The 26106-nt window shown below is 66.9% G+C and carries 21 protein-coding genes and 5 pseudogenes; 12 read left to right on the top strand and 14 right to left on the bottom strand.

Annotated elements, in window-relative coordinates:
* Positions 1 to 376 precede the first annotated feature (376 nt).
* The 3 genes and pseudogenes from NS2_RS11515 to NS2_RS11505 all read left to right on the top strand — a co-directional run bounded on the left by NS2_RS11515 (position 377) and on the right by NS2_RS11505 (position 4759).
* Positions 377 to 1765, top strand: a complete 1389-nt coding sequence (locus tag NS2_RS11515) for an FAD-dependent oxidoreductase (RefSeq protein ID WP_071811659.1) — start codon at positions 377 to 379, stop codon at positions 1763 to 1765.
* A 341-nt stretch (positions 1766 to 2106) separates the two neighbouring features.
* On the top strand, positions 2107 to 2862 hold the full coding sequence (locus NS2_RS11510; RefSeq protein WP_033087483.1) for an alpha/beta fold hydrolase: 756 nt from the start codon (positions 2107 to 2109) through the stop codon (positions 2860 to 2862).
* 179 nt (positions 2863 to 3041) lie between these two features.
* Positions 3042 to 4759 (top strand): annotated as a pseudogene (locus NS2_RS11505) (sensor histidine kinase).
* Positions 4760 to 4805: 46 nt separating this feature from the next.
* Here the strand turns inward: NS2_RS11505 and NS2_RS11500 are convergent.
* The 4 genes and pseudogenes from NS2_RS11500 to NS2_RS11485 all read right to left on the bottom strand — a co-directional run.
* Positions 4806 to 5042 carry a hypothetical protein gene (locus NS2_RS11500; protein WP_143161209.1) on the bottom strand — a complete coding sequence of 79 codons (237 nt, stop codon included), beginning with the start codon at positions 5040 to 5042 and terminating at the stop codon, positions 4806 to 4808.
* A 171-nt stretch (positions 5043 to 5213) separates the two neighbouring features.
* Positions 5214 to 6188, bottom strand: coding sequence for an acyl-ACP desaturase (locus NS2_RS11495; RefSeq protein WP_033087484.1), 975 nt, complete (start codon positions 6186 to 6188; stop codon positions 5214 to 5216).
* Complete coding sequence (locus NS2_RS11490; protein ID WP_231992989.1) at positions 6178 to 6942, bottom strand: sigma 54 modulation/S30EA ribosomal C-terminal domain-containing protein; 765 nt, start codon at positions 6940 to 6942, stop codon at positions 6178 to 6180. The genes NS2_RS11495 and NS2_RS11490 overlap by 11 nt, the downstream gene beginning before the upstream one ends.
* A 231-nt stretch (positions 6943 to 7173) precedes the next feature.
* Positions 7174 to 7781, bottom strand: a pseudogene (locus NS2_RS11485) (VOC family protein); the annotation flags it as partial.
* Here NS2_RS11485 and NS2_RS11480 point away from each other — a divergent pair.
* Both NS2_RS11480 and NS2_RS11475 read left to right on the top strand, forming a co-directional pair.
* On the top strand, positions 7781 to 8086 hold the full coding sequence (locus NS2_RS11480) for a hypothetical protein (RefSeq protein WP_186817590.1): 306 nt from the start codon (positions 7781 to 7783) through the stop codon (positions 8084 to 8086). The pseudogene NS2_RS11485 and the gene NS2_RS11480 sit on opposite strands and share 1 nt — an antisense overlap.
* Before the next feature lie 66 nt (positions 8087 to 8152).
* Positions 8153 to 8374, top strand: coding sequence for a hypothetical protein (locus NS2_RS11475; protein WP_036545551.1), 222 nt, complete (start codon positions 8153 to 8155; stop codon positions 8372 to 8374).
* Positions 8375 to 8458: 84 nt separating this feature from the next.
* On the opposite strand, the gene NS2_RS11470 is transcribed toward NS2_RS11475, so the two are convergent.
* The gene (locus NS2_RS11470; RefSeq protein WP_143837552.1) at positions 8459 to 9109 is read right to left on the bottom strand and encodes a spermidine synthase; all 651 of its coding nucleotides are present in this window, start codon (positions 9107 to 9109) and stop codon (positions 8459 to 8461) included.
* A gap of 331 nt (positions 9110 to 9440) precedes the next feature.
* Here NS2_RS11470 and NS2_RS11465 point away from each other — a divergent pair, with 331 nt between their 5' ends.
* Entirely contained in the window at positions 9441 to 9668 is a 228-nt protein-coding gene (locus tag NS2_RS11465) for a hypothetical protein (RefSeq protein WP_143161206.1), read from the top strand.
* 212 nt (positions 9669 to 9880) lie between these two features.
* On the opposite strand, the gene NS2_RS37365 is transcribed toward NS2_RS11465, so the two are convergent.
* On the bottom strand, positions 9881 to 10009 hold the full coding sequence (locus NS2_RS37365; protein WP_256255317.1) for a hypothetical protein: 129 nt from the start codon (positions 10007 to 10009) through the stop codon (positions 9881 to 9883).
* Positions 10010 to 10043: 34 nt separating this feature from the next.
* Positions 10044 to 11114 (bottom strand): RsbRD N-terminal domain-containing protein, encoded by a 1071-nt coding sequence (locus tag NS2_RS11460; protein ID WP_235263954.1) that lies wholly within the window; start codon positions 11112 to 11114, stop codon positions 10044 to 10046.
* A 467-nt stretch (positions 11115 to 11581) separates the two neighbouring features.
* On the opposite strand from NS2_RS11460, the gene NS2_RS36760 reads away from it, so the two are divergent.
* From NS2_RS36760 to NS2_RS11440, 4 genes and pseudogenes are all read left to right on the top strand, one after another.
* On the top strand, positions 11582 to 12106 hold the full coding sequence (locus NS2_RS36760; protein ID WP_033087489.1) for a hypothetical protein: 525 nt from the start codon (positions 11582 to 11584) through the stop codon (positions 12104 to 12106).
* A 117-nt stretch (positions 12107 to 12223) separates the two neighbouring features.
* Positions 12224 to 13450, top strand: a pseudogene (locus NS2_RS11450) (winged helix-turn-helix domain-containing protein).
* A gap of 96 nt (positions 13451 to 13546) precedes the next feature.
* Positions 13547 to 15070, top strand: coding sequence for an aldehyde dehydrogenase (adh, locus tag NS2_RS11445; protein ID WP_033087490.1), 1524 nt, complete (start codon positions 13547 to 13549; stop codon positions 15068 to 15070).
* Positions 15070 to 15627: pseudogene (locus NS2_RS11440) on the top strand (DUF779 domain-containing protein). Before adh ends, NS2_RS11440 begins: the two are co-directional and overlap by 1 nt.
* A 15-nt stretch (positions 15628 to 15642) precedes the next feature.
* Here NS2_RS11440 and NS2_RS11435 read toward each other — a convergent pair.
* The 3 genes from NS2_RS11435 to NS2_RS11425 form a co-directional block, all read right to left on the bottom strand.
* Positions 15643 to 16260 carry a hypothetical protein gene (locus tag NS2_RS11435; protein ID WP_143161205.1) on the bottom strand — a complete coding sequence of 206 codons (618 nt, stop codon included), beginning with the start codon at positions 16258 to 16260 and terminating at the stop codon, positions 15643 to 15645.
* Positions 16261 to 16332: 72 nt separating this feature from the next.
* Complete coding sequence (locus tag NS2_RS11430; protein WP_052086302.1) at positions 16333 to 17838, bottom strand: ArnT family glycosyltransferase; 1506 nt, start codon at positions 17836 to 17838, stop codon at positions 16333 to 16335.
* Between the two features lie 364 nt (positions 17839 to 18202).
* Complete coding sequence (locus NS2_RS11425; RefSeq protein ID WP_143161204.1) at positions 18203 to 18493, bottom strand: hypothetical protein; 291 nt, start codon at positions 18491 to 18493, stop codon at positions 18203 to 18205.
* A 170-nt stretch (positions 18494 to 18663) separates the two neighbouring features.
* Between NS2_RS11425 and NS2_RS11420 the strand changes: the two genes are divergently transcribed.
* The gene (locus tag NS2_RS11420) at positions 18664 to 19440 is read left to right on the top strand and encodes a spermidine synthase (protein ID WP_052086303.1); all 777 of its coding nucleotides are present in this window, start codon (positions 18664 to 18666) and stop codon (positions 19438 to 19440) included.
* A gap of 5 nt (positions 19441 to 19445) precedes the next feature.
* Here the strand turns inward: NS2_RS11420 and NS2_RS11415 are convergent, their stop codons facing one another.
* The 4 genes and pseudogenes from NS2_RS11415 to NS2_RS11400 all read right to left on the bottom strand — a co-directional run bounded on the left by NS2_RS11415 (position 19446) and on the right by NS2_RS11400 (position 24469).
* On the bottom strand, positions 19446 to 20468 hold the full coding sequence (locus NS2_RS11415; RefSeq protein ID WP_033087492.1) for an agmatine deiminase family protein: 1023 nt from the start codon (positions 20466 to 20468) through the stop codon (positions 19446 to 19448).
* A pseudogene (locus tag NS2_RS11410) lies at positions 20465 to 21447 on the bottom strand (nitrilase-related carbon-nitrogen hydrolase). Before NS2_RS11410 ends, NS2_RS11415 begins: the two are co-directional and overlap by 4 nt.
* Positions 21448 to 21473: 26 nt before the next feature.
* The gene (locus tag NS2_RS11405) at positions 21474 to 23006 is read right to left on the bottom strand and encodes an APC family permease (protein WP_033087494.1); all 1533 of its coding nucleotides are present in this window, start codon (positions 23004 to 23006) and stop codon (positions 21474 to 21476) included.
* A gap of 32 nt (positions 23007 to 23038) precedes the next feature.
* Positions 23039 to 24469 carry an aminobutyraldehyde dehydrogenase gene (locus NS2_RS11400; protein WP_096490802.1) on the bottom strand — a complete coding sequence of 477 codons (1431 nt, stop codon included), beginning with the start codon at positions 24467 to 24469 and terminating at the stop codon, positions 23039 to 23041.
* A 239-nt stretch (positions 24470 to 24708) separates the two neighbouring features.
* Here NS2_RS11400 and NS2_RS11395 point away from each other — a divergent pair, with 239 nt between their 5' ends.
* On the top strand, positions 24709 to 26094 hold the full coding sequence (locus NS2_RS11395) for an aspartate aminotransferase family protein (RefSeq protein WP_033087495.1): 1386 nt from the start codon (positions 24709 to 24711) through the stop codon (positions 26092 to 26094).
* Positions 26095 to 26106 lie beyond the last annotated feature (12 nt).

Raw genomic sequence — 26106 nt, 5'->3', positions numbered from 1 at the left:
GCAACAACATCAACCACGACAAACCGGCCGAGATCTGCCTACACCAACGCGTAAGTTAACGGCATTGCCACCGAACGTGGAAACGGCGCTCACCCTGACGGTATCGCCCGGATCATGCGTTACGTGAGCACCGACCGTGCTCGGGTCGATATTGCCGTCCGGGATCCGCTCTCTCTACGCACGCTCATACAGCTACGACAATGTGTTGATGTAATTCTGAGCCGCATCGACATAGGGAGTGCGTCGATGAACAGGAGCCCTTGAATTTGGACCCAGCCGAGCCCGGATTCCACTGCCTCGGCATTCGCGATCTGCAGTAGGGAGCATCCGGCATTGACCATTTGCACCGAAAATACTTTTGTCGCAGACATGAACGATGCCCGATTACACGCCCCACTGCCCCGCAAAAGAGAAACGGCTCCTGTACGACACCACTGATCAAGCCGATGTCTGCGTCGTAGGCGCCGGGACGAGCGGGCTCGCCGCAGCCACCGCCACCGCACGGTCCGGAGCAAGAGTCCTGCTCGTGGAGCGGTCCGGGTTCCTCGGTGGCCTCGGCACAGGAGCCGCGATGGGGGTGTTCTGTGGCATGTACACCCGGTCCGCCGCGCCCCGGCCGGTACCCGCCTGGTTCGGCGGGACCATAGTCGACCGACTTCGCCGGCTCGGTGCGTGCTATCAATCACCATTCGGCACAACGACTCTCGTGCATTACGACCCAGACGTACTCAAAACCGTCTACGACGACATCGTCGCCGAGCACGGCGTCGGCCTGCTCACGCACAGCACACTGGTGGCCGCCACCCGAACCGGCCGACGGGCCGAGACCGCCACCGTTGTCACACCGGGGAGAACCCGTCGCATCGCAGCGGCCGAGTGGATCGACGCGAGCGGGGACGCGGCACTGTGCGTACGCCTCGGCATCGAATGCCGGCAGCAGCCCGGCAACCAGACCCAGCCCGCGACCCTGATCTTCCGGATGGCGGGTGTGGACAGCGCTCGTGGTCCGTCCCGTACCGAACTCAACGACCGAATGCGAGCCGACGCCGCCGGCGGCCGTTACGACCTGCCGCGCACGAGCGGCAGCTTCTATCCCACCGTCCACGACGGTGAGGTGGTCGTGAACATGACCCGTGTGCGGGTGAACGGCACCGATGTCGACGAGCTGGCCGCCGCCGAGGCCGCGGCCTGCCGTCAGGTGCGCGAGTACGCATGCTGGCTCATCGAACGAGTGTCAGGTTTCGAGCAAGCCCATGTGTCGGCTGTCGCCAGCCATCTCGGCATTCGCGAATCCCGGCGCCTCGCAGGGCGTCTCGTCCTCGATGCGGACATGCTGCGCGGCGGGCGGCGGACCGCGACCGACCTCGGCTATGGGGCGTGGCCGCTGGAAATTCACGATCCGGGCGGCAGCGGAACGCTTATCGAGTGGCTTCCGGACGACACGCTCTACGGCGTGCCCTCGGATGCGACCCGACCGCAGGATCTCGACAACGTCCGAGTGGTCGGCCGGTGCATGAGCACCACCGCGGAGGCGCACGCCTCGACCCGAGTGATGGGAACCTGCTTCAGCGTTGGTGAGGGCGCCGGGGCCGCCGCCGCGCACGCTGCGCGAAACGCCGCCGCGCCGGGCACCGCCGTCACGGAATCGCTGGCCACCTGGCGGGCCGAAACCACCGAGCCGGCGGTTCCACCGACTGCCGGACGACTCACCACGGGGTCGCGAAGCCGAGGCAATGCCGATGAATCGACCTGGTACCGGATCTGAATCCGCTGCCTACGAACGGACGCGCGACTGCTCCCAGCCGATCACCAAGGGCCACTGGACCCCCGTCGTGGAAGCGTTCGCCCCCAGGGTCGCGCACGATCGTTCCAGGCGTGTGGTCAAGTGCCACCCGAGGATCGGGGGTCGCGTCCTTCCGGCGTCTTTCGTACCCGCTGGGAGCGGACCCTCCGCACCGGCAACAATCTCGAACTCACCATGCGAGCCGGTCGGTAGGCCGCGACCAGCGGCCGTTCCGGGCGATTGCCGGGTCGCGGCTTCGCTTCGTGTCGACCCGCCGCACCGGGCTGAGCGGGATTCGACCCGTCCGTCGATACGATTCGTCGATGGCCACGGTTGTGATGCTGCACGGTATCCCGGGTTCGGCCACGATCTGGGACGCGGTCCGCTCTCGGCTCGGCGCACACACGACCATCGCTCCGATGTTGCGCGGTTTCGGCGGTGACGCGCCGCCCGCCGATCCGGAGGAGTATCTGGCCGCCGCACAGGCCGAATGCATTCTGCGCGGCCTGGATCGACAGGGCGTGGGACGGTTCGCGCTCGTCGCACACGATTTCGGCGGGCCGGTCGCGGCACATCTGCTGGCCCGAGCCCCCGAGCGGGTCACGCATCTGGCCGTGTTCGCTACCAACGCCTTTCCCGACACCCCGATACCGTTTCCGCTGTCGCTGGTGCCGGTCCGCGGAGTCGGACCCCTCGCGCAACGAATTCTGTTCTCCCCCTGGGCGCTACGCCAGCTCGTCCGGCGCGGCACCGGGCGGCCGAACCCGGGCCTGGATCCGGTCCCGCTCGTCGGGGACCGCACACAGGCGCACGCGATCAACTACATCTTCGGGGAGAGCCTGCGCCGTATCGAGTCCCTCTACGTCCCCGTCCGCGACGCCCTCGCCGCGGTATCGGTACCGGCCCTCGTCGGCTGGGGTGATCGCGACCCGCTGTTCTCCGTGGATGTCGGCCGACGGACGGCCGACATCATCCCGGGCGCCCAATTCCGTCTCTACCCCGACGCCGGGCATTTCCTGCCCGCCGAGCGACCCGCTCAACTCGCCGCCGACATCACCGCGCTGCTGGGCGATTCATGACCCGGGCGACAGGAACTGATGTCCGCATATGCGGACGTTCATCCCGAGACGGTGGAAACCGACGTCGCGGCTACCAGTTGGACGGATAGTAAACGACGCTGCGTAGTAGTCGGAATATACTGTTCGATGCCGTGCGGTGGCCTGCCGAACGTGCATCCGCTGAACCCAGGACCACCGCTATGACCGTGGAACCCCGCGATGATTCCTACTCGGTGCGTGAGACGCTCGCGCAGCTGCGGCTGCGGGAGCTGCTCGGCGAGGTGAAGGATCGGGTCGATCAGATCATCGACGCCCGGGACCGGATGGACGGCTTGGTCGAGGCCATGCTGACGGTGACCTCCGGGCTGGATCTGGATCAGACGCTGCACACCATCGTGCGCACCGCTACCAGTCTGGTCGACGCCCGCTACGGCGCGCTCGGAGTGCTCGGGCACGAGGAACAGTTGTCACGGTTCGTCTACGAGGGTGTCGACCAGGCCACGGCGGGCTGCATCGGTGATATGCCCGAGGGCCAGGGCGTGCTGGGTTTGTTGTTCCACCAGCCCAAACCCATTCGTCTGGACAATCTCGCCGATCATCCGGCCGCGGTCGGGTTCCCCGACCATCATCCGCATATGCGGTCCTTCCTCGGTGTGCCCGTGCGCATTCGCGAGGAGGTCTTCGGGAATCTGTATCTGGCCGAGAAGGCCGGTGGATCGTCGTTCACCGAGGACGACGAGGTGATCGTGCAGGCGCTGGCGGCCGCGGCGGGCACCGCCATCGACAACGCGCGCCTGTACGAGGCGGCGTGCACCCGGCAGGAGTGGATCGCGGCGACGCGCGATATCTCCACCGAGTTCCTGGCCGGAACCGACGCCGATACCGTCCTGGCCCAGGTGGTCGCCCGCGTCCGCACGCTCACCGGTTCCGAGCGGGCCTTCCTCGCGGTCGCCGATGAACTCGACTGCTCGGCCGCCGAAATCGCCGAACTGCGCATCGCGCACTGGTCGGGCCCGGGCGACGGGCCGGGCAGCCGTACCGTGCAGACGACCGACACCGCCATCGGCCGGGTTTTCGCCGAAGGGGTGCCGCTGCGGCTCGATGAGGTGGGCCATGCCGACCTGGGTAAGCCGATCACGGCTGCGGGTCCGGCGCTGATCCTCCCCTGCATTGCCAGGACTCCACCTTCGGCGTGCTGGTCATGTGCAGGCGGGACACCGATCCCCGGTTCGCCGACGAGATTCTCGAATTGGCAGCCGCTTTCGCCGATCAGGCCGCGGTGGCCATCCAGTGGGCCGGGGCGCAACGACGCATGCGCGAACTCGATGTGCTCACCGACCGCGACCGGATCGCCAGGGACCTGCACGACCACGTCATCCAGCGGCTCTTCGCGGCCGGTCTCACGCTGCAGGGCACCGCCGCACGAACCCACAATCCCGAAACACGTCGACGGCTGACCACGGTGATCGACGACTTGCAAGATGTGGTGCAGGAGATCCGCACCTCGATCTTCGATCTGCACGGCGGGGGCAACCAGAGCACTCGATTGCGCCAACGCCTCGAACACGTGTTGAAGCAGCACACCGGCGATCTCGCGATGCGGACATCGCTGCGCGTCTCCGGACCGCTGTCGGTGGTCGATGCCGCGTTGGCCGACCATGCCGAAGCCGTTGTCCGCGAGGCGGTCAGCAACGCCGTACGGCACTCCGGTGCCGAAACACTCACCGTCGCAGTCGATGTCGCCGATGATCTCACCATCGTCGTCACCGACGACGGCTGCGGCATCCCGGACGACGTCACGAGCAGCGGGCTGAACAATCTGGCCAGCCGCGCCGAACAGGCGGGCGGCACCTTCACCATCCTGCCGAACCCCGACGGCACCGGTACCAGGCTGCGGTGGTCGGTGCCGCTGCGTTGAGCAGCAGCGGCACCGACCGAGTCACTCGATCCAGCACGTAACAAGGTCAGCGGCGGCTCGAAGCAACCGGAAACACCGTCAGCTGAATTCGAGATCCCCCGCGCTCCACCATTGTCTGCCATTTGCCGCCGGAGGCCTGTGCATCCAACTGGTCCGCACCGAGGGATACCCCGTATCCGCGCAGGGCCTCGGCGATGTCAGGAAAGGTCGAGTACTGATATTCGCGTATAGAAACTTCGTTGGATTCGGATTTCGATGTCACGGCGCGCAATCGATAATTCATGGCACGCAGAGTAGTCCACACAGAGCGGCGAAACGCACGAAATAGCCACTGCCCGAATATATTTCGCCACTCTACGATGACTTGCCTTCCACATGACTCATCGGGCAAGCGGCGAAAGCCCCTGCCGTTCCGAATTGAATTTTCCGAGCACAGGGTTCGCTCTTTCGGGGGCTACATCCCGGCCAGCACTCCCGTGCGGGCTCGTTCGCGGGCGAGTGCGCGGTCGCGTTGTTCCTCGAACCGCGGAATGTCCGCGGTCTCGAGCTTGTGCAGGAAAGCGGCGAGTCGTTCCCGGGCCGCCTCGCCGCGGGGGCCGAAGTCGGTGCGGTCGAGCAGATTCCATTTCCGCACCACCGGGCCAACGACCTCTTCGAGGTGCTGGCGCAGATCGTAGATGCCGTGTTTGGCCATGAGCACGCCGTGGCGGCGGAAGTTGGGCATCGAGTAACCGGGCATGCGGAAGTTCTCGATCACCGCGGTGATCGATTCCATCGCCTGGTCCGGGACGAGATCCAAAGCGGCGGCGCACATGTTGCGGTAGAAGATCATGTGCAGGTTCTCGTCGGCGGAGACCCGGGCGAGCATGCGGTCGGCGATCGGGTCGTCGCACGCCTTGCCGGTGTTGCGGTGGCTGACCCGGGTGGCCAGTTCCTGGAACGACACATAGGCGACCGAGTGCAGGAAGCCCGCGCCGTCGTGCTCGCGGACCTCTTCCGGGGCGGCGAATCCGTTGCCCATGTGCGTCATTCGATCGTTCTCGAGCGCGACCGGATCGACGCCGCGAGTGACGACCAGGTAGTCGCGCATGACGATGCTGTGCTTGGCTTCCTCGGCCGTCCAGCGACCCACCCAGGTTCCCCAGGCCCCGTCCTGGGAGAAGTTCTCCGCGATCTCGCGGTGGTAGGAGGGCAGGTTGTCCTCGGTGAGCAGGTTGGTGATCATCGCCGCCTTGGCGACCTCCGATAGCCGCGATTGCCGCGGGTCCCAGTCGATCCCGCCCAGCATGGCGAAGTTGCTGCCCTCGTCCCAGGGCACGTAGTCGTGGGGATGCCAGTCCTTGGCCATCGACAGGTGCCGGTCGACCTCCTTCGCCGCGACCGATTCGAGTGCTGTCAGCAACTGCGTCTGTGTCAGATCACGCGCCAAGTTCTATTGCCTGCCTTTCCGGTTGAGGTGATGTTGTCGTGTCCACGGGGGTGATCAAGCCGAGGCCGGAGTCGTAGCGGCGGTACATGAGGTGTCCCCGTGCGGTGTCGGGGTCGGAGTAGAACAGGAACGGCAGTCCGTGCTCACGTACCCTGTCGCCCGCCTCGCTCTCGGTCAGCACCGGCGCCGGCCGCGAACAGGTGATCAGCGGCACCGGAACGGTCGCGGAGACCATCGCGGCGCGCGGCGGGTGGACGCCACGCTGTCGGGCCAGCCGTAAACCGGACGGCAGAGCGCGGTAGACGATCGCATCCTCACCGGTCTCGGCATCCGCGAACAAGTACACGTCGTAATCCATCGCGTCCATCGCCACCGCTGCGGTGAGGGGTTCGACGGTCTGCAATGCAAAGGCCTTGCGGCGCACGAGTATTCCCGGTCCGGGCGCGTCCAGCGACGACCGGGTGGGGTCCGGCCAAGGCCGCGGGGACCACGCCCTCCGCACGGTTCGCAACTGGCGCTCCAGGCGCACGAGCACCGGCAGGGCGTCGCCGGGACCATGGGTCAGGGTCTGTACCCGGACCGGCGTGCCCGCCGGTCGCAGATTCACCTGAACCAGAATGGGCCCCTTGTCGGGCTGCGATGCCGTCATCCGGATCCGGGCCGACCTGTCGACCCGAAAGCGCATCAGCAGACGGCCGACCGCGCCCGCCACCCGCTCGCGCTCCAGGACCGGCACCCGCCCGCGCGCGAGCACAACGATGTCCGGAAACGCCTCCGGCGACCACGGCTCACACGTACGCAACACCTGCAGACCTCACTTGCCCAGGGCTTTCGCAACAGCGGGATCGCACAGCTCCGAGCAGCACTGTGCTCGAAAGCAGACGGACACATAAGGGTCCAAGGTCCCTTGTTCAACCCACTTCAGCAATTGCAGTATTCAGCAACCCGATCATCGATATTCGTGCCACGATCTCATCGCACCGCGTCATCCGTGCACGGAGCCGGTCGAGAAGTTGTGGCCCCAGAGGCTCGCCGCAGTGGATTCGCGTGCAGTCCAGGAGGGTTCGTCGACCTGCAGGCCCTCGCAGCCGAATTCGATGTCGAATCCGCCCGGCGACTTCAGGTGGAACGACAGCATGTCGTCATTGATATGGCGGCCGAGGGTGGCGAGAGGGGGATGGTTCGGCGGGCGGCCCGATCGAGGCAGAGGCCTACGTCATCGGCGGTCTCGACCTCGATCATGAGGTGGATGATGCCGGTCGGGTTGGGGAGGGGCAGGAAGGCCAGGGCGTGGTGGCGGGGGTTGCCGCCGTAGAAGCGCAGCCACGCCGGGTCGCCGTCGGCGGGGCGACCCACCAACTGCGGGGGGCAAGCGCATGGAGTCGCGTGGGCGGAAGCCCAGGAGGTCCTGGTAGAAGGCTTGCGCCACGGCGTCATAGGCGCAGGCGAGGACGCCGTGACCCAGACCCTGGTCGGCGGTGACGAACCGGTGGCCGCAGGGACTGACGAAGCGGCGGCCCACGTACCGTGCGCCGTGGAACGCCTCGAGGTGTTCGCGAAGGGGTCCTGGAATCGGATCATGGCCTGGATGCGTGCAGCACCGTGCGATCGGCCAGCAGCGTGGCGTAATCCTCCAGGGCCGTCCAGCACGAGCTATTGGTGTGCGCGCCAACGGCCGTTCCATCGTCCCCTTTACGACAGGGCGGCCGTATGCGGTGGCCGCGCGGATCGCGAAACTGCGACCGAACATCGCCGCGGTTTTCCTGATCGGATTGAATGCCACCGAATCCGCTGCCGCGCAATCGATCACGGCCGCCACCGCAGGGCGGTTGGTGATCTCCGAGACCGGCACGCTCACCGCCGCGGCCGTGACAAGATTGCGCGCGAAGTCGACCTGACCGGCCAGCACTCCACCTGGACCGTGCCCACCCGCACGGTCACCGTTCCCGCCGACCCCTACAGCCATGGGGCGCTGGCGCTTCCGGGGCTGCTCGGCGCGCTGTACGGATACGCGACCAGACGTCACGGTCGACGCGCTGGCCGCCGCCGGGGCGATCGCCCTCATCACACCGGTCGAGCGCGCGCTACCCGACATCGGAGACCACCGGCTGACACCGACGGTCGCACGCCATGTCAGCCGGGTGCTGGGCGCGGCGACCGCCGATCGCCCCACTGCGCACCCGTAGCCCACCGCGTCACCACGGTGACCCGCTGACCCGCGTTTCTCGAATTCGATTGTCGAGCAATCGTCTTCGGCTCAGCGAAGCCCGTCAACCGGCCGAGTCCACCGAAACCTGAACCGGGAGCGAGCCCTGCCCCGCACGGCCTCGCAACGAATCCAGTGGCAGGGGAACACGACTGGCCGCCAGCACTTGGTTCCCGACATACTCGGCCAGCGCGTCGCCGTCGAGGAACACGCGATGGGGAAACACCGCTCGGATCTCGTCCAGCTGATGTCCGGTGCCGATCAGATTCAACAGAAAGATGCCGTCGGACCGCAGCACCCGCGCGACCTGTGCAGCAAACCCCGCACCGGTGATGCCTTCCGCCATCCGCACCCCTTCGAAGGCGTCCGCCACCACCAGGTCTACCGAGGCGGTCGGCAATGTGCCGATCTCGGTCAAGCCATCGCCGAGTCGCAACTCGACACCGGGCACCGAGCGCAGGCCGAGCTGCTCGTCGACGAACTCCGCCAGGGCCGTATCGGCTTCGATGACCAGCGACCGCGATCCGGGCCGGACCGCGGACAGATAGCGTGGAAACGTGCCACCGCCACCGCCGACATGCACCGCTTCCAACGGCGCGCCGGACGGTTCCAGGGAATCGACGACATGGCCCATGTACCGGACGTATTCCAGCTCGAGATAGGTCGGATCATCCAGATCGACGTAGGACTGGTCAACGCCGTCGACGGTCAGCAACCAACTACCCGGCCGATCGGCATCGGCCAGCAGCTCGGCCTTGCCGAACCGCACCTCACGCGCCCCTGGCACCGGCACCCGCTCTGCTCGCGCGCCCTCACCTCCGCGTACTTCCAGCCCGTAACTCATCCGACCATGATCTCAATTCCGGCGACCGCCACGATCACGGGTCTACTGTTTGCTAAAGGATGCAATAGCGAAATACTGCATACTTGGGAAGAATGCGCTCGCCGCCGTGAGTCAGCCGCAAGCCGAATGATGGCCGAGCACTTCACGATCCAGACCCGTACGTCGTCCCGTACCCGCGAACACCGCTGGAGGCTGCCCAATGATGAGCACGATCACCGAGGTCGAGCACACCGTGCGCGCTCTCGAGATCACCGAGTTGCACAGCACCGTGGCGGCGCATGCCGCCACCCAGATAGTCGACCCGCACACCCTCGCGGTCGTGGTGTTCCAGGACCACAACGCGCCCGCTGTCGAGCAGACACTTCGGCATCGGCTGCCGGGCACGACGGAGATCACCTCCGCGCACGGCATCATCACCCTCAGGATCTGACCGGCGTCGGCACTCGCCATCGCGAGTCCTTTGCCCACCGATCGAGGCCCCCGAAGCCCGGGTCCGACAACCGCCGGACCCGGGCTTCCAGCAGCACGGAGTGCTGCTCGCCGCCGATCGAATCAGCGCGGGAACTTCGATGCCGTGCTGCCGATGCGCGGGTTCCGCCGGTGCGGTCTGGATACGAAGCAGCCACAACCCATTTCGGGCGCCTAACGGTTGATGATGGTGTGCACTCTTCCTCCGTCGCAATAGATGGTCGCGCCATCCTCGGTGATCGGTCCCGGACCCGCGGATACCGGCAGCTTCTCCCCGTTGTCGAGGGTGTAGGTGATGATCAAGGTGTTGCCACCCTGGCAACTGAAACTGTGAGCCTCAACGGCTTGCGCGCTCGGTGCCGCGAGGGCCCCGCAGAATACCGATACGCGGGATCGGGAAATGCGCGACATGTGGTGATACTCCATCTATTCGGAAAAGGTTGCCTGACAGCACATATGCTGCGATGCGCGGGTGCCCGGCGGCATCGGTCGAATGACCCATCTCGGCAGTGGAGCAGGCTGCCGGGGTCGCTATCGTGTCGCGGTGCCCGGCTGTGGGCAGCAGTGGTGCGAATTCGCGTGCGATTCGGGCTTCGCGGTGGCTGCGGCGGAATCCGGCGATGCCGGGGGCGCAGACGCCGAGTGCAGCCCGGGCGCCGGGGGCGGCGGCGAGCGCGGTGGCGATCTGGTCGGTGGCAATAGCCGAGGGTGTGCGGGTGGCGATCCAGATCCACACGGTCGTTTCGGCTGTGGCGAGAGTCAGCACGCTGGTGTTGGTGAGGGTGACGCGCAGCTGGCGGGCGATGTCCTCGAGCCTGCGGGTGGCCGTGCCGGAGTTCGGCATTGGCTGCTCGTCGGCGGTCTCCCGCGGTTCCGACCAGAGCACGGCTGCGGCGTGATAGCCCGACATCGGGTAGCGGAGCATCTGTTCGGCATCGGTGGCGGTGATGGTGTCGTCGCGGAGGATCTCGTGGATCGTGCTCGTGTGGCGGTTGAACGCGTCTTCCACGGCCAGTTCGGCCTGCGCCATGTAGGCGGTCAACGTGGCTTCCAGCGCCACGCTCATCAACGTGTCGATGCGCGTCCCGATCCAATGGATAATCTCCTCGCGCACAGCCGGATCATCCTCGGTGTCGGCGGCCAGGCGCGCGATGAAAGCCTTGTTGTCGCGCTGGGCGATTCGATGCCAGTGCAGCAGACAACGCACCGGGATCCGCCGACGGCCCATCTCGCGTGGCAGTGTCAGGAACTCCTCCGGCATCGGGGGAACCTGCTGAGCAGAAGAAGCCACCCACGTGATCTCTCCGCGCAAGCCTGCCCGAGTACTCGCGATCACGCAGCGTTGAATCTCGGCATCGGTGTCGAACTCGGGAATCTCGCTGATGAGAACCCTCGACCGGTCCACCACCAAGGATTCGAACACCTCGGGGACCAGTAGCCGGGCGGCATGCTCCAACCCCCAGCGCAAGGACTCCTCGGAGCGTTCCATGACCAGTCAACGGTAGCAGATGTGCGAAATAGCAATGATTCCGCAATTTTCTATGTTCCCGCACAAGAGATCACGCGATCGCCGGGGCGACACTCGAACGCGAGCATCTCACGGTCACCGTCGACGGCAATCGGTTCCGCAATGGTGGAGGCAACTTCTCGGCGAATGGGCTGGAGTACGTCACCACGAGCGGCAAGGCCGACAGCCGGGTCACCGTCACCGATAGTGACTTCGACACCGTCACAGGTGACATCATCGAGAACTACAACCTCAGCACCGACGGTTCACACCAGTCGCTGACACTCGACGGGGTCCGTGCGCACCACTCCACCCTGCCCGCCTCGGCGCTGAGCCCCGCGGTTCCCGCGAACCTCGGAACCTGCGTCGTGACAACGAATTTCGGTCGCACCGCACACACGAACCTGACCATCCACAATTCCGATCTCGGACAGTGCAGCGCCGACGGCATCGGCCTGATCGCCTGCACCCCCGACGGGCAGACGCCCTCGACCGCCGAGCTTCGCTTCGATATCACCGACACCACCGTCAACGGAGTCGCGGCCAACGCCGTCGACATTTCACCGCGCCGATCACCGGTACTCGACTGCAATCACCGCCCAATTCTCAGTTCTCTACAAGGAGTTTTCATGCGTTCGCTCGTTCGTTCGGTTCTCGTCGCGCTCGCGGCGGCTACCGCGTTGGTCGCCGCCGGAGCGGGAATCGCCACCGCGGCACTCTCATCCGGCTACCACGACTTCACCTGCCACCCCTCCGCCGCGCACCCCGAACCGCTGGTGTTGCTGCACGGACTCGGCGGCATGACCGGGCTCATCATCGGCTGCCTGGCGGGCGGCATCGGCGCGGGCCTCGATCGGCGGGAGCGAGCGGTAGTGCTCCCGCCGTTTTCATGACCGGGATTACAGTGGAGGGCGGGGTGATGTGGAGGAACGCGGTTGAACACGCTCGCGCAGGGTAGCCCTTGGGTGGCAGTTCGGACGGATGACGATGTCGTCGAGTTGGCGTCGCGGATGGTGGTGGCGCACAGCTCTTTTCTGGAGGGGCAGGCGTTGCCCGCGGTGCGGGCGGGCGGGGACTCGGTGCGGGGGGTGGTGCTGGAGGCGTGGCGGCGAAGCCGGAGCAGTGGGGTGGATCCGGATGGGTTCGGGGGTGCGGTGGATCTGGCGGGAGCGGAACTGCGGCGGTATCGGGCCACGCATCCGACGGGGTTGATTCGGCCGGTGGTGCGGAAGCTGCTGGTTGAGGACGCGGCGGAGGCCGGACTGCTGGTGGCGATCAGTGATGCGCGGGGGCGGTTGCTCTGGGTGGAGGGGGATCGGAAGGTCCGGGATCGGGCCTCGGGGATGAATTTTGTGGAAGGGGCGGATTGGAGCGAGGATCGGATGGGGACCAATGCGCCCGGGACCGCGCTCGCACTCGATCATCACGTGCAGATTTTCGGAGCCGAGCACTTCAGCCGGGTGGTGCACGAATTCAGTTGCACCGCAGCACCCGTGCACGATCCGTTCAGTGGCAGGATCATCGGGGCGATCGATATCACCGGCGGTCCGCGGGTGGCCGCACCCGAGGTGCTGTCGCTGATCCGGGCGACGGTGGTGGCCGCGGAATCCTAACTGCGCCTGCATCTTCTGGGCGCACCGGCCGCGGATCCCGCCCTGGCGCGGCTTCAAGTGCTCGGCCCGGGCCGTCCCACCCTCACCATCGATGGTGAACCGATTCGCCTGTCGCAGCGGCACGCCGAGATGTTGGTGCTGCTGGCCGATCATCCGGAAGGCACGAGCGCCGACCATCTCGCCATGTTGCTCGACGAATCCGAGCTGGATCCGGTAACCGTGCGGGCGGAGTTGTCGCGGGTGCGAAAGATTCTGGGCGCGAGCGGTTTGGGATCGCGGCCATATCGGCTGCTGCTGGATCTGGACACCGACATCGGCGAGGTCCGCCGCGCGCTGGCCCGTGGTGACGCGGCCGCCGCCTTGCGCGCGTACCCGGGTCCGATCCTGCCGCGCTCGCTCGCGCCGGGGGTCGCCGAACTGCGCGCCGAATTGCACGGACGGTTACGCGCCGCCTTGCTCGCGGCCGGTGATCGGCGACTGCTGGCGCGGTGGACCAGCCTCGTCGACGGTCGCGACGATATCGCCGCCTGGACCGCCTATCTCGCTTCGGTGGACCGGAATTCCCCGCTGTACGCGCAGGTAGAGGCTCAATTGGCCTTGCTCGATCGGAAACTGGGCGACTGACCGGTTTCTTGCAACGGCGCTGCAACACACCCACTTCTAGTGTCCTGTATCACATCTGGCGGAGCAGGAACCGCCAGCAGATCCAGGGAGCCTTCGATGACCGTCTTCGCCCGCCCCGGCGCGCCCGGTGCCGCCATGTCCTTCCAGTCCCGCTACGAGAACTGGATCGGCGGCGAATGGGTCGCGCCCGTCAAGGGGCAGTACTTCGAGAACCCGACACCGGTCACCGGCCGGACCTTCTGCGAAGTCGCGCGCGGCACCGCCGAGGACATCGAACTCGCCCTGGACGCGGCGCACGCCGCCGCCCCCGCCTGGGGCAAGACCTCGGTCACCGAGCGCGCCATCATCCTCAACAAGATCGCCGATCGGATCGAGCAGAACCTCGAGGCCATCGCCCTCGCCGAGAGCTGGGACAACGGCAAGCCCATTCGCGAGACCATGGCCGCCGACATCCCCCTGGCCATCGATCACCTGCGCTACTTCGCGGGAGCCGTTCGCGCGCAGGAGGGTTCGCTCTCGGAGATCGACAGCGACACCGTCGCCTACCACTTCTACGAGCCGCTCGGCGTGGTCGGCCAGATCATTCCGTGGAACTTCCCGATCCTCATGGCCGTCTGGAAGCTCGCGCCCGCGCTCGCGGCCGGAAACGCGGTGGTGCTCAAGCCCGCCGAGCAGACCCCGGCCTCGATCCTGTTCCTGATGAGCATCATCGGCGATCTGCTGCCGCCCGGCGTGGTCAATATCGTCAACGGCTTCGGCGTCGAGGCGGGCAAGCCGCTGGCCTCCAGCCCGCGCATCAAGAAGATCGCGTTCACCGGTGAGACCACCACCGGGCGACTCATCATGCAGTACGCCTCGCAGAATCTGATTCCGGTGACCCTGGAACTCGGCGGCAAGAGCCCCAACATCTTCTTCTCGGATGTGCTGGCCGCCAACGACGATTACCAGGACAGCGCCCTCGAGGGCTTCACCATGTTCGCGCTCAATCAGGGCGAGGTCTGCACCTGCCCGTCGCGCGCGCTCATCCAGGCCGATATCTACGACGAGTTCCTCAGCGCCGCGGTGGTGCGCACCAAGGCCGTGCGCCAGGGGGATCCGCTCGACACCGAGACCATGATCGGCGCGCAGGCCAGCAACGATCAGCTCGAAAAGATCCTGTCCTACATCGAGATCGGCAAGGGCGAGGGCGCGACGCTGCTCACCGGTGGCGAGCGCGCGGACCTGGGCGGTGACCTGTCCGGCGGCTACTACGTGCAGCCCACCGTCTTCACCGGCAACAACTCCATGCGGATCTTCCAGGAGGAGATCTTCGGCCCGGTCGTCTCGGTGACCTCGTTCGCGGACTACGACGACGCCATCAAGATCGCCAACGACACCCTGTACGGCCTCGGCGCGGGCGTCTGGTCACGCGACGGCGTGGTCGCCTACCGGGCCGGACGCGATATCCAGGCCGGTCGGGTGTGGACCAATACCTACCACCAGTACCCCGCGCACGCGGCCTTCGGCGGCTACAAGCAGTCCGGCATCGGCCGCGAGAACCACCGCATGATGCTCGACCACTACCAGCAGACCAAGAACCTCCTGGTCAGCTACGCGTCGAAGACCCAGGGCTTCTTCTGATGCCCACGCCCGTCCCCCGGCGGGTGCGTGCGACCGCGGCGGCGATGGAGCTGCTCCGTCGCCTCCGCACCGCGCACGGACCGCTCATGCTGCACCAGTCCGGCGGCTGTTGCGACGGCTCCGCGCCGATGTGTTATCCCGCAGGCGAATTCGTCATCGGCGATCGCGATGTCCTGCTCGGTCAGCTCGACCTGCGACTGGCCGCCGGGGAGTCGGCCCAAACCCCACCGGAGCCGGAAGACACCGCGCCGGTGTGGATTTCGGGCCCGCAGTTCGCGGCCTGGCAGCACACCCAGCTGATCCTGGATATGGTGCCCGGCCGCGGTTCCGGCTTCAGCCTGGAATCGCCCGAGGGCTTCCGATTCCTCAGCCGCGGCAGGGTTTTCGACGCCGCCTAACTGGCCGCGCTCGACACGGCCCCGGTGATCACCGGCGCGGATTTCGAACGCGGCGCCCGCCCCTCCCCCGCATTCGAACCCCAGGTCGTCGCCGAAGCCGCCGAAGCCTGCCCGGTCCCGGGCGCCTCCCCCGCCCCACACAGCGGAGCCCGAACGTAGATCAGGTCGAGTGGCTCAGAGTTGCCGGACGACCGCGCCGTGCTCGTCGAGGATCGCGATGGTGGGCGTGCCGTCCATGGCCACGTGCAGTCGAATTCGCGGTCGGCCCCGCTGATCGCAGAGGTCGAGGCCCGTGCCGCTCTGGTTGTCGACGAAGAGCTGGACTCCCGGAAGGTACCGCTGCTGCTCGCTCGGTGCGGTGGGATCTCCGATGTGGTTCAGGACCAGTTCCGCGCCGCCGGTCTTGTCCTGCCAGCGGCAACCCAGGTGCAGGGCGTCCTGGTTGGGATAGTCGAGGGAGAGCTGCGCGCCGCCGCTGCCGGCGATGATGCCGCCCTTCTCGTTGCCGTTCTCATCGTTGAAGATCAGATAGGAGGCCTCCGGACCCTGCCGCTGATCCGCCGGAATCGTCTTGCCGCCCAGGATGATCGGCGGCTTCGCGCTGTCGAACAGGAACCGCTGCTTGCCACGTCGATCCACGACGGTGAAGGACCCCTCGACGGTCGAGGGGTCCCGTGGCGCACCGAGTGTCACCGCCGCGGCACCGATTCCGGCCCCGGCCACGGCGGCTGCCGAGCCCACCAGCATCGAACGCCGACCGGTCTCCCCACGCGCTTTCCGCTCTTCTCCCATCTTCGCGATCATATTGGGAGGCAGGTCATCTCGCCTCGGGGTTCGAATACCCCGAGCAGGGATGGACGCCGGTCAGTGGGTGGGGCGGGTGGTGGCGCGGGAGTCGTGCCAGTGGCCCAGGTCGAAGTAGAGGGTGGTCATGGAATCCCAGAGCTTCGGCCAGGGCTGCTTCGGGCTCTTCAATTTCCAGACGGCGACCATGCGGTCGATGCCGGGAATGCCGATGGGGTCGTCGAGTTCCCCGACGCGTTCCACCTCGGCGAAGTGGGAGCGGAGTTCGGGCTCGGCGGTATTGAGGCCGACGAAGATGACCGTGGTCGTCGAATCCGGTGGGGGGCCGAAGAATCCGAAGCCCCGGCTGGGGCTGTAAGTGGCGGGCAGGTCGTACTTGACGCCGAACTCCTCGACCGCGCCGCCCTGCCAGTAGCCCTGGGTGAGGATGGCGGAGTGCGCCTTCTCCTCGGGCGTCAGCCGCTCGTACCCGGCGTCGACGGCCGCGACCATGCGGTCCCAGTTGGTGGTGCCCCAGAACGCCGAGCGGATGCCGAGGTCGATCGGAGTCACGGTCTGGCTGCGCCAGTTGGGCGGCAGCGGCAGCAGGGTGAGGGTGCCGATGTAGGTCACCACCGTGATCGCGACGATCGGGATGACGGCCAGGTTCATCCACCGTTTCCGGGGGTACCGCGCGAAACCGACGGCCCCGATGGCGAACATGGCGGGGAAGAAGCCGGTCGGGTAGTAGGGCCGACCGTGCGTGACGACGACGAACAGGGTCATCAGCAGCAGGGCGGCCGCGATGAAGCGATACGGCTTCAGCGACTCCTGCTTGACGACGGCCCAGAATCCGATCGCGATCAGCGGGACGCCGAGGAAACCGGCGAAGCCGAGCCACTGCGGGAAGAACCCCGGCGGGCCGTAACCCGTGGCGTCCTGCTCGGCGCCGATGATCGGGCCCATGGCCAGCTGCGGCCAGTTGTGCTGGGACTGCCAGTGCAGGATCGGGACCAGGGACAGGGCGAGGATGCCGGTGGCCGCCCACAGCGCGGGGCGGCGCAGGATCTCACGGGGACCGCACAGGATGACGCCCGCCCCGAGGCACGCCCAGACCAGCGGAATCATCCACTTCACCTGCATGTCAAGGGCCGCAACAAGTCCCGCGATGACGATCAGCCGATCCTGGCGCGTGCGCACCCAGCGGATGAGCAGCCAGGTGATCACCGCGGTGAGGGTGGCGTCGAAGGAGAAGGTGCTCAGCGCGCACTGGGTGACCAGCAGATAGGAAGTCCCGTAGGTGAATCCGGCGAGCAGCTGAACGCGGCGGCTGCCGCGCAGTTCGTAGGCGATCAGCGCCGACACCACGATCGCGCCCACGGCCATCAGGACGGCCGGAATCCGCACCGCCGTCACCGATCCCGGTGCGAGCACATCCGCGATGTGGGCGAAGAAGGCGACCACAATGCCCTGATCGGCGTAGGTGTAATCGAGTCGGCGCCCGGCGGAAAGGAAATAGAGTTCGTCGCCGAAGAACTCGTAGCGCCCCGCCGTGACCGTCAGCAGGATCGTGGAGATCGCGGCCATCAGCGCGACTCCCCGGAAAGCGAATGGTGGATGGGTTTTCGGAATCGCATCCGGCTCGGTACGAACCGCGACGACCGCTGTCATGAACTGGCCCTGCTACTTTCCACAGACACATCCGACGCCCCACTCCCATCAGGGCGTCGCATCTGTTCGCTGGCGAACTGATTCCTCCCCGGCAGCGAACTTGATGAGCGCGAGAGCTCGCGGTCCTGCTCGGATTTTGCAACTTTGCGAAACGGTAATGCCTATCATCAGAGTTCGCAAATGCACAGCGCCGCGACAGCAACGCGACGCGAATTGATACCCGCTGGTCAGCGCGCCGATATCGATCCGAAGAGTCATAATGACCGATCCGATGACCGATTCAATGACCGATTCGATTCCCGATGAACTGACGAGTAGCGATTCGCCTGGCCCCCGCCGCCGCCAATGAAAGTTGGGGCTTGAACACGCGCGCGGGTGTGGCCAATGTCGCACCGAGCACCACCGTTTCATAGCCGCACGAGATACATTGCATTCGAATTTCGCCGCTGTTCTTTTTCTGTTTCCCTGCGACCGATTCGATGACCGATCCGTGCCCTACCGGCATGTGATATCGGTTGTCGTCGGAATAAAGATCCGCCAATACACACAGAGTTAGGAACAGGCTCAACATGGCAATCCTCGGAGTCATCGTCGATCTGATCGGAAAAGCCGCCGCACTGGCGAGCGCGGGATCGGCCTACGCGAGCACTCCGCACTGACGGGGGCCGCACGCCGGCCCCGCCACGGGGCCGGCCGCAGCCGATCGCGCACGAGCGGTCGGGGTACTGAGATCATGAACTGGTGAGTAACTGGGAGACGGCCGAGGACGCGGGCTTGCACGACGCGGGTGAACCGCAGCCCGGAACACGGGAGGTGCGGTTCGGAAAGGCCGAGCTGCGCGCCGATTCGGAGCGGCCGGGCGGCTGGTTGCTGACCGTCAACGGCATTGCCCAGTCCTATGTCGATCTGGACGATCCGACCTATCTCGAGCTGGATTACGTCCGATACCTCGGCTGTGTCGTAGATTCGATGCGGCCGTTCGACGCGCCCCTGAACGTGGTGCACATCGGCGGTGGCGGAGCCACGTTCCCGCGCTATGTGTCCGCCGTGCGGCCGGGATCGCGAAACCTGATCATCGAAGCCGACTCGGCCCTGGCCGAATTCGTGGAGGAACGCCTGGGGCTGCGCTCGGTGCCCGGCGTCGAACTCAGGCTCGGCGACGGCCTGACCGAGATCGCCACCCTGCCCGAGCAATGGGCGCACGTCGTGGTCGCGGACGCGTTCGAGGGCTTGCGGATGGCCGACGGCATCACCGGCGCCGAGTTCACCGCACAGGTGGCCAGGGTGCTGCGCACCGATGGCGTCTACCTGCTGAACCTGGTCGGCACCCGCCATCGGCTCGACGAGATCCGCGCCCGGTTCCCGCACCGGGTGCTGTTGGACGGCGACGTATTCGCCGGTTACGTCGGCAATCAGGTACTGGCCGCCAGTCGCGTTCCCCTACCCCTCGACGCCTTGCACGAGCGCGTCGAGGACGCGTTCCCGCCCGTCCATGTCGTAGTCGAAACCTCCGGGTAGAGAGGTCATTTCACGGCGGGCTGCTGCTGGGTGATGCAGTGGATGCCGCCGCCGCGGGCGAAGATCTCACGGGCGTCGACGGTCACCACCTCGCGGCCGGGATAGCACTCGGCGAGGATGGCGCGGGCGGTGGCGTCGCCGGGATCGTCGAAGCCGCAGGCGATTACGCCGTCGTTCACCACCAGGTGGTTGAGGTAGCTGTAGTCGACCCAGCCCTCCTGATCGCGGAGCACCCGGGGAGCAGGAACTTCGACCATGTCCCAGGGCTTTTCGTCGACATCGTGGGTTTCGCGCAGGCCCGCGATGATCTCCGCGGTCACCCGGTGGTCGGGGTGCGACGGGTCCCGCTGACTGTGCACCAGCAGCCGTCCGGGTGACGGGATGGCGGCCACGATGTCGACATGCCCACGCGTGCCGAAGCGTTCGCTGTCGCGGGTGAGGCCGCGCGGCAGCCAGATCACGTGCCGCGCGCCGATGGCGCGCGCGAGTTCGGCCTCCACCGCGGCCTTGTCGAGGCCGGGGTTGCGGCCCGGGTCCAGTTGCACGGTCTCGGTGACCAGCACGGTGCCCTGCCCGTCGACCTGGATGCCACCGCCCTCGTTGACCAGCGGCGAGGAGATGATCTCCGCGTTCGCCAGCCCGCCCACGTACGCCCCGATGTGGCGGTCGCGATCCCAGCGCGCCCAGTCCTGTCCGCCCCAGCCGTTGAAAACCCAGTCCACCGCGCCCATTCGGCCATCGGGCCCGTGGACGAAGGTCGGTCCGATATCGCGCATCCAGGCGTCGTCGAGGGGTGCCTCGAAGATCTCGATCGCGGCGGAGAGGTATTTGCGCGCGATCTCCCGATCGGCGGGGTCGACGATCATGGTGACCGGTTCGAAGTCCAGGATCGAGTGCGCCACCCGCGCCCAGGCCAGCCGCGCCTCGTGCGCGGACTCGGCGGTGTCGAAGACGGCGGCCCCGCCGGGCGGGAAGGCCATCCAGATGCGTTCCTGCCGAGCGGTTTCCGCTGGCATGACCCAGGTCATCGGGCCTCCGCTGCGTAGGGGTCGGCGACCTCGACCGGTGCGGTGAGCCGCGCATAGGTGTCCGGTCGGCGAGTGGTGTTGAAGGGGAACAGGTCCAGCCAGTCCTTGCGCTGCGCCAGATCGAGATCGGCGACCAGCACCGCGGGCGTGTCACGCGGAGCCTGGACCAGGATGCGGCCGTAGGGGTCGGAGATGAACGACGAACCGTAGAAATTCACGCCGCCCTCATCGCCGAACCGATTCGGGACGACCATGAAAGTTCCGGCGGTAATCCCGTTTCCGACGATGACGTGCTGCCACAGCGGCCGGGTGTCGAAGGCGGGGAACGCCGGCTCGGATCCGATCGCAGTGGGATACACCAGGATTTCCGCACCGCCCAGGGAGTACAGGCGCGCGACCTCCGGGAACCATTCGTCCCAGCAGGTGGGCAGACCGATTGCCGCGCTGTCCAGTTCGGGGTGCCGATAGACCGGATAGGCCGCCTCCGCGGGACCCGGGCGGAAGTAGGTGTCCTCGTAATACCCGGCGGTGACGGGGATGTGCAGCTTGCGGGTGCGGCCCAGCAGCTCACCGCCGGGGAAACCATGATGGCGCTTTTGAACCCCAGCCCGTCGGCGTCCTCGGCGCGTTCGTAGAGCGAGGCGTGCACCACCACCCCGTGCTCCTTGGCAGCCTGCGCGGCGAACGAGAACGTCGGTCCGGACAGCAGATCCTCCGCGCCCGCACCGGGATTCGCGCCCGCCCGCACATCGGCCGGATACCGCGAGAGCGTCAGCTCCGGCAGGAACACCGCCCGCGCGCCCCGATCGGCGGCCAGCGCGATGCCCTCGGCGAGCTGGGCGCGTAGTTCGTCCCGGTCGGCCAGCCAGCGGTGCTGGACCAGGCCCACGCGCAGGGGCCGCCGCCGCGGCTGCTCGACGCGGGCCCAGGAGACGGGCGGGTCGAACGCGGTTTCTACCCGGAAGCCATAGGTGGACAACGCTGTACCTCCTGATTCGGTGACGGTCAACGAGAGAGTTCCGCTTCGAGTTGCGGGGCGGCGGTCAAGGGCCGACGGAAGAACTCCGGATTGCGCCGCCGCGTCACCGCCATCAGGGCCACGCCCAGCAGCAGGATCCCGAAGCCGAGGTAGAACACCAGCCCGATGCCACCCAGGGACGCCCCGCTGGCATTGGCCGGATTCATGCTCTCGCGCACCGACACCGCGAACACCGCCAGCAGCATGGTCCCGCCCAGCAGCGGGAACAGGCCCTTGAAGATCGCGTTGCGGACGCTGGTGAACAGTTCGGCGCGGAAGAACCAGACGCAGGCGAAGGCGGTGATGCCGTAGTACCAGCAGATCATGATGCCCAGGGCGGCAACGGTATCCAGCAGTACCCGCTCGGACAGCAGGGAGCTGACGGTATAGAAGACCCCGGTCACCACCCCGGCGACCGCGGTGCCGAAGGTCGGCACCCGGTAGCGCGGGCTCACCTCCGCGAACCGCTTCGGGAACGCCCCGTACACGCCCATGGCCAGCATGGTGCGGGCCACCGGCAGGAAGGTGGTCTGCAGGCTGGCCACCGAGGACGCCAGGATGGCGAGCAGCAGCAACGGCCCGGCCCAGCCCAGCACGGGATCGGCGAGCGCGCCGAAGACATTGTCCGCGTTGGCTTCATTGCCCAGGCCGAGGCCGGTGTCGCCGATCCCGGCGTACATCATGACCGCGACGGCCACCAGCAGGTAGGTCACCAGGATCGACAGGACGCACAACATGCCGGCGCGCCCGGGCACCTTTTTCGGGTCCTTGGACTCCTCGCCCAGGGTCAGGCAGGTATCCCAGCCCCAGAAGGCGAAGATGGATCCGGTCACGCCGATCATGAAGGCGCTCAGGGTGAGTCCGGTGAGCGGGTTGAACCAGTCCGGGTCGAACTCGAGGCCCGCCGGGGATCCGTGCCCGGCCACCTGCACCAGCGCGGTGACCGCGAAGGTCAGCAGCACCACCATCTGGAATCCCACCAGGATGTACTGCACCCGCTGACTGGTGGTGATGCCGCGCCCGGCCACGGCGGTGGCGATCGCGACGAAAACCAGTGTGGTGGCGATGTTCACGGCCTTGTGGTGCGCGAGGTCGGCGATCGTGGGATTCGAGAAGACCCGCCCCAGGAACAGATAGGAGAACTCCACCGCGATGGCCGCCAGATTCGACAGCACGATAATGGTGGCGATCACCATGCCCCAGCCGCACATCCAGCCCACATAGGGGCCGAAAGCCTTGGTGGAACAGGTGAACGACGCGCCGCAGTCGGGCATCCGCGAGTTCAGCTCGCGATAGGCGTAGGCGGTCAGGAACATCGGGATGAACCCGGCGATGAGAATGGCGGGCATCTTCAGCCCGACCGAGGCCACGATCAGGCCGATGCTGGCGGTCAGGGTGTAGCCGGGCGCTACCGTCGAAATGCCCAGGACGGCACCGGAAAACGTGCCGAGCTTGCCGGGGGCGAGGCCCTTGCCGGTGGTCTCGATCGAGACCTGGGGTGGATCAGCCGTGAGGCTCATGGGTTTCCTCCTTCGGAACCTTGGCCCGCGGGCTAGTCGTGCGAACTCATCACGTGCTTGACGCGCGTGTATTCCTCCAGGCTGTAGACGGACAGGTCCTTGCCGTAACCAGAGTATTTGAAGCCGCCGTGCGGCATCTCGGCCACCAGCGGGATATGCGCGTTGACCCACACGCAGCCGAAATCCAAGGCCCGCGTGAGCCTTTCGACGGTGCCGTGATCGCGGGTCCAGACACTGGCGGCCAGGCCGTAGCGGATGTCGTTGGCGTGGGCGATCGCCTGCGCCTCATCGGTGAAGGGCTGCACGGTCAGCACCGGGCCGAAGGTCTCCTCCTGCACCAGGGCGTCGTCCTGGCGGACGCCGGTGACGACGGTCGGCTCGACGAAGAATCCCGCATCGCCCCAGCGCTTTCCGCCGGTGACCACGGTCGCGTGCGCGGGGACGGCGGCCAGCTTGGCCATGACGGCGTCGAAGTGGTTGATGTTGTTGAGCGGGCCGTAGAACGCGGTCGGATCGTCCGGGCGACCCGGCTTCAGCGTCTGCGCCGCGGCCACCAGCGCGGCGACGAGTTCATCGTGGATCGACTCGTGCACCAGCACCCGGGTGGCGGCGGTCCAGTCCTGACCCGCGTTGAAGAACGCCGCCTGTGCGATCCCCAGGGCCGCCTTGTCGAGATCGGCGTCGGCGAACACCACCGCGGGAGCCTTGCCGCCCAACTCCAGATGGGCTCGCTTCAGTTGGTGCGCGGCCGATTCCGCGACCGCCATGCCCGCCCGCACCGATCCGGTGATCGACACCAGGCCCGGCGTCGGATGCCCGACCAGCCGCGCCCCGGTGCTCGCGTCGCCGAGCACGACATTGAATACGCCGTCGGGCAGGATGCCCTTGGACAGCTTCGCCAGCACCAGCGTCGATTCGGGCGTGGTGTCACTCGGCTTGAGCACGACGGTGTTGCCCGCGGCCAGTGCCGGGGCGATCTTCCAGATGGCCATCATGAACGGGTAGTTCCACGGCGTCACCTGAGCGACCACCCCGATCGGCTCGCGGCGCACGTACGAGGTGAACCCCTCCATGTACTCGCCGCCCGCGCGGCCCTCGAGCAGGCGCGCGGCCCCGGCGAAGAAGCGAATCTGATCCGCCCCGACCGCGACCTCCTCCGCGGCGATGACCGTCCGCAGCTGGCCGGTATTGCGGCACTGCGCGGCGACGATCTCCTCGGCGCGCGCCTCGATGGCGTCGGCGAGCTTCAGCAGCGCCGCCTGCCGCGCGCCCGGCGTGGTGCGGCCCCAGCTCTCGAAGGCGCGGGCGGCGGCCGCCATGGCGGCGTCCACGTCGGCGGCGTCCGAAACCGGGGCGCGGCCGACGACCGTCTCGTCGACCGGATTCACCAGGTCCAGGGTCGTTGCGGCGGAGGATGCGACGAACTGCCCGTCGATGTAGTTCTCGAGCGCTGAGCCGATCAGTGAGGTCACCTGTGTTCACCGTCCATCTGGTTGATTCGCTTCCGAAAGCATTGTGGTGCCGACCATAGCACCCAACCACCTCGAAATCGGCGTTGTCAACAGTGATGATCGACGGATTTCGTTGTTACATGCTGTTAATACCACTGAATCAGTTGTCACGAGGGCACCGATTGTGCGATAACGGAGAGGTCGGCGCCCGCGGACACCGCCGGGGCGCGCGCTACGTCGAGGAGTCCCCCATGACAATCACCACCGATGCAGACCTGACTACCCCGCAGGCCGGGCGGATCATCCAGGACAACCTGTGGATGCACTTCACCCAGCAGGGCCCGGGGGCCGGGGCCGAAACGCCGGTCATCGTGCGCGGCGAGGGCGCCTACATCTTCGACGATCAGGGCCGCCGGTATCTGGACGGTCTGGCCGGGCTGTTCGCCGTCCAGGTGGGCCACGGCCGCCGGGAGCTGGCGGAGGCGGCATCGCGGCAGATGCTGGAACTCGGCTACTTCCCGCTGTGGGGCTATGCCACGCCGCCCGCCCTGGCCCTGGCCGAGCGACTGGCCGCGGCCGCGCCCGGTGACATCAACCGGGTCTTCTTCACCGTCTCCGGCGGCGAATCCGTCGAGACCGCATGGAAACTCATCCGCCAGTACTTCAAGCTCACCGGCAAGCCCACCAAGCACAAGGTGATCAGCCGCTCCATGGCCTACCACGGCACCTCCATGGGTGCGTTGTCGATCACCGGAATCCCCGGCGCCAAGGCCGATTTCGAGCCGCTGGTGCCCAGCACCCAGCGGGTGCCCAACACCAATTTCTACCGCGCCACCGAGCACGCCGACGACTACGCGGCCTACGGCCGCTGGGCCGCGGACCGCATCGAGGAGGCCATCCTGTTCGAGGGCCCGGAAACCGTTGCGGCCGTGTTCCTCGAGCCGGTGCAGAACACCGGCGGCTGCTTCGTCCCGCCGCCCGGCTACTTCCAGCGCGTGCGCGAGATCTGCGACCGCCACGACGTCCTGCTGGTCTCCGACGAGGTGATCTGCGCCTTCGGCCGGCTCGGCTACGACTTCGGCGCGAAGAAGTTCGGCTATCAGCCCGACATCATCACCACGGCGAAGGGTTTGACCTCCGGCTATGCCGCCCTGGGCGCGGTGCTGGTGAGCGAGCGGATCTACGAGCCCTTCGGCAAGGGCGCGACCTTCATGCACGGCTCCACCTACGGCGGCCACCCGGTGTCGTGCGCGGTGGCCATGGCCAACCTCGACATCATGGAGAACGAGGACCTCTACGGCCACGTCCGTGCCAACGAGTCCGCCTTCCGCACCACCCTGGAGAAGCTCTACGACCTCCCGATCGTCGGCGAGGTCCGGGGCTCCGGCTACTTCTGGGCGGTCGAACTGGTGAAGGACCGGGCCACCAAGGCCAAGTTCACCGACGACGACGCCCACCGCATCCTCAAGGGCCATGTCTCCGAGGCGCTCTTCGAAGCCGGGCTGCACTGCCGCGCCGACGACCGCGCCGAGCCGGTCATCCAGCTGGCCCCGCCGCTCATCTGCGGACAGTCCCACTTCGACGAGATGGAACAGGCCCTGCGATACGCGCTCACCGGGGCCATGAAACTGATCTGAACCCGATCGCGT

This window comes from Nocardia seriolae NBRC 15557 (assembly GCF_007990715.1).
GTDB classification, from domain to species: Bacteria; Actinomycetota; Actinomycetes; order Mycobacteriales; family Mycobacteriaceae; genus Nocardia; species Nocardia seriolae.
This window is presented reverse-complemented; position numbering and strand designations above follow the sequence as displayed.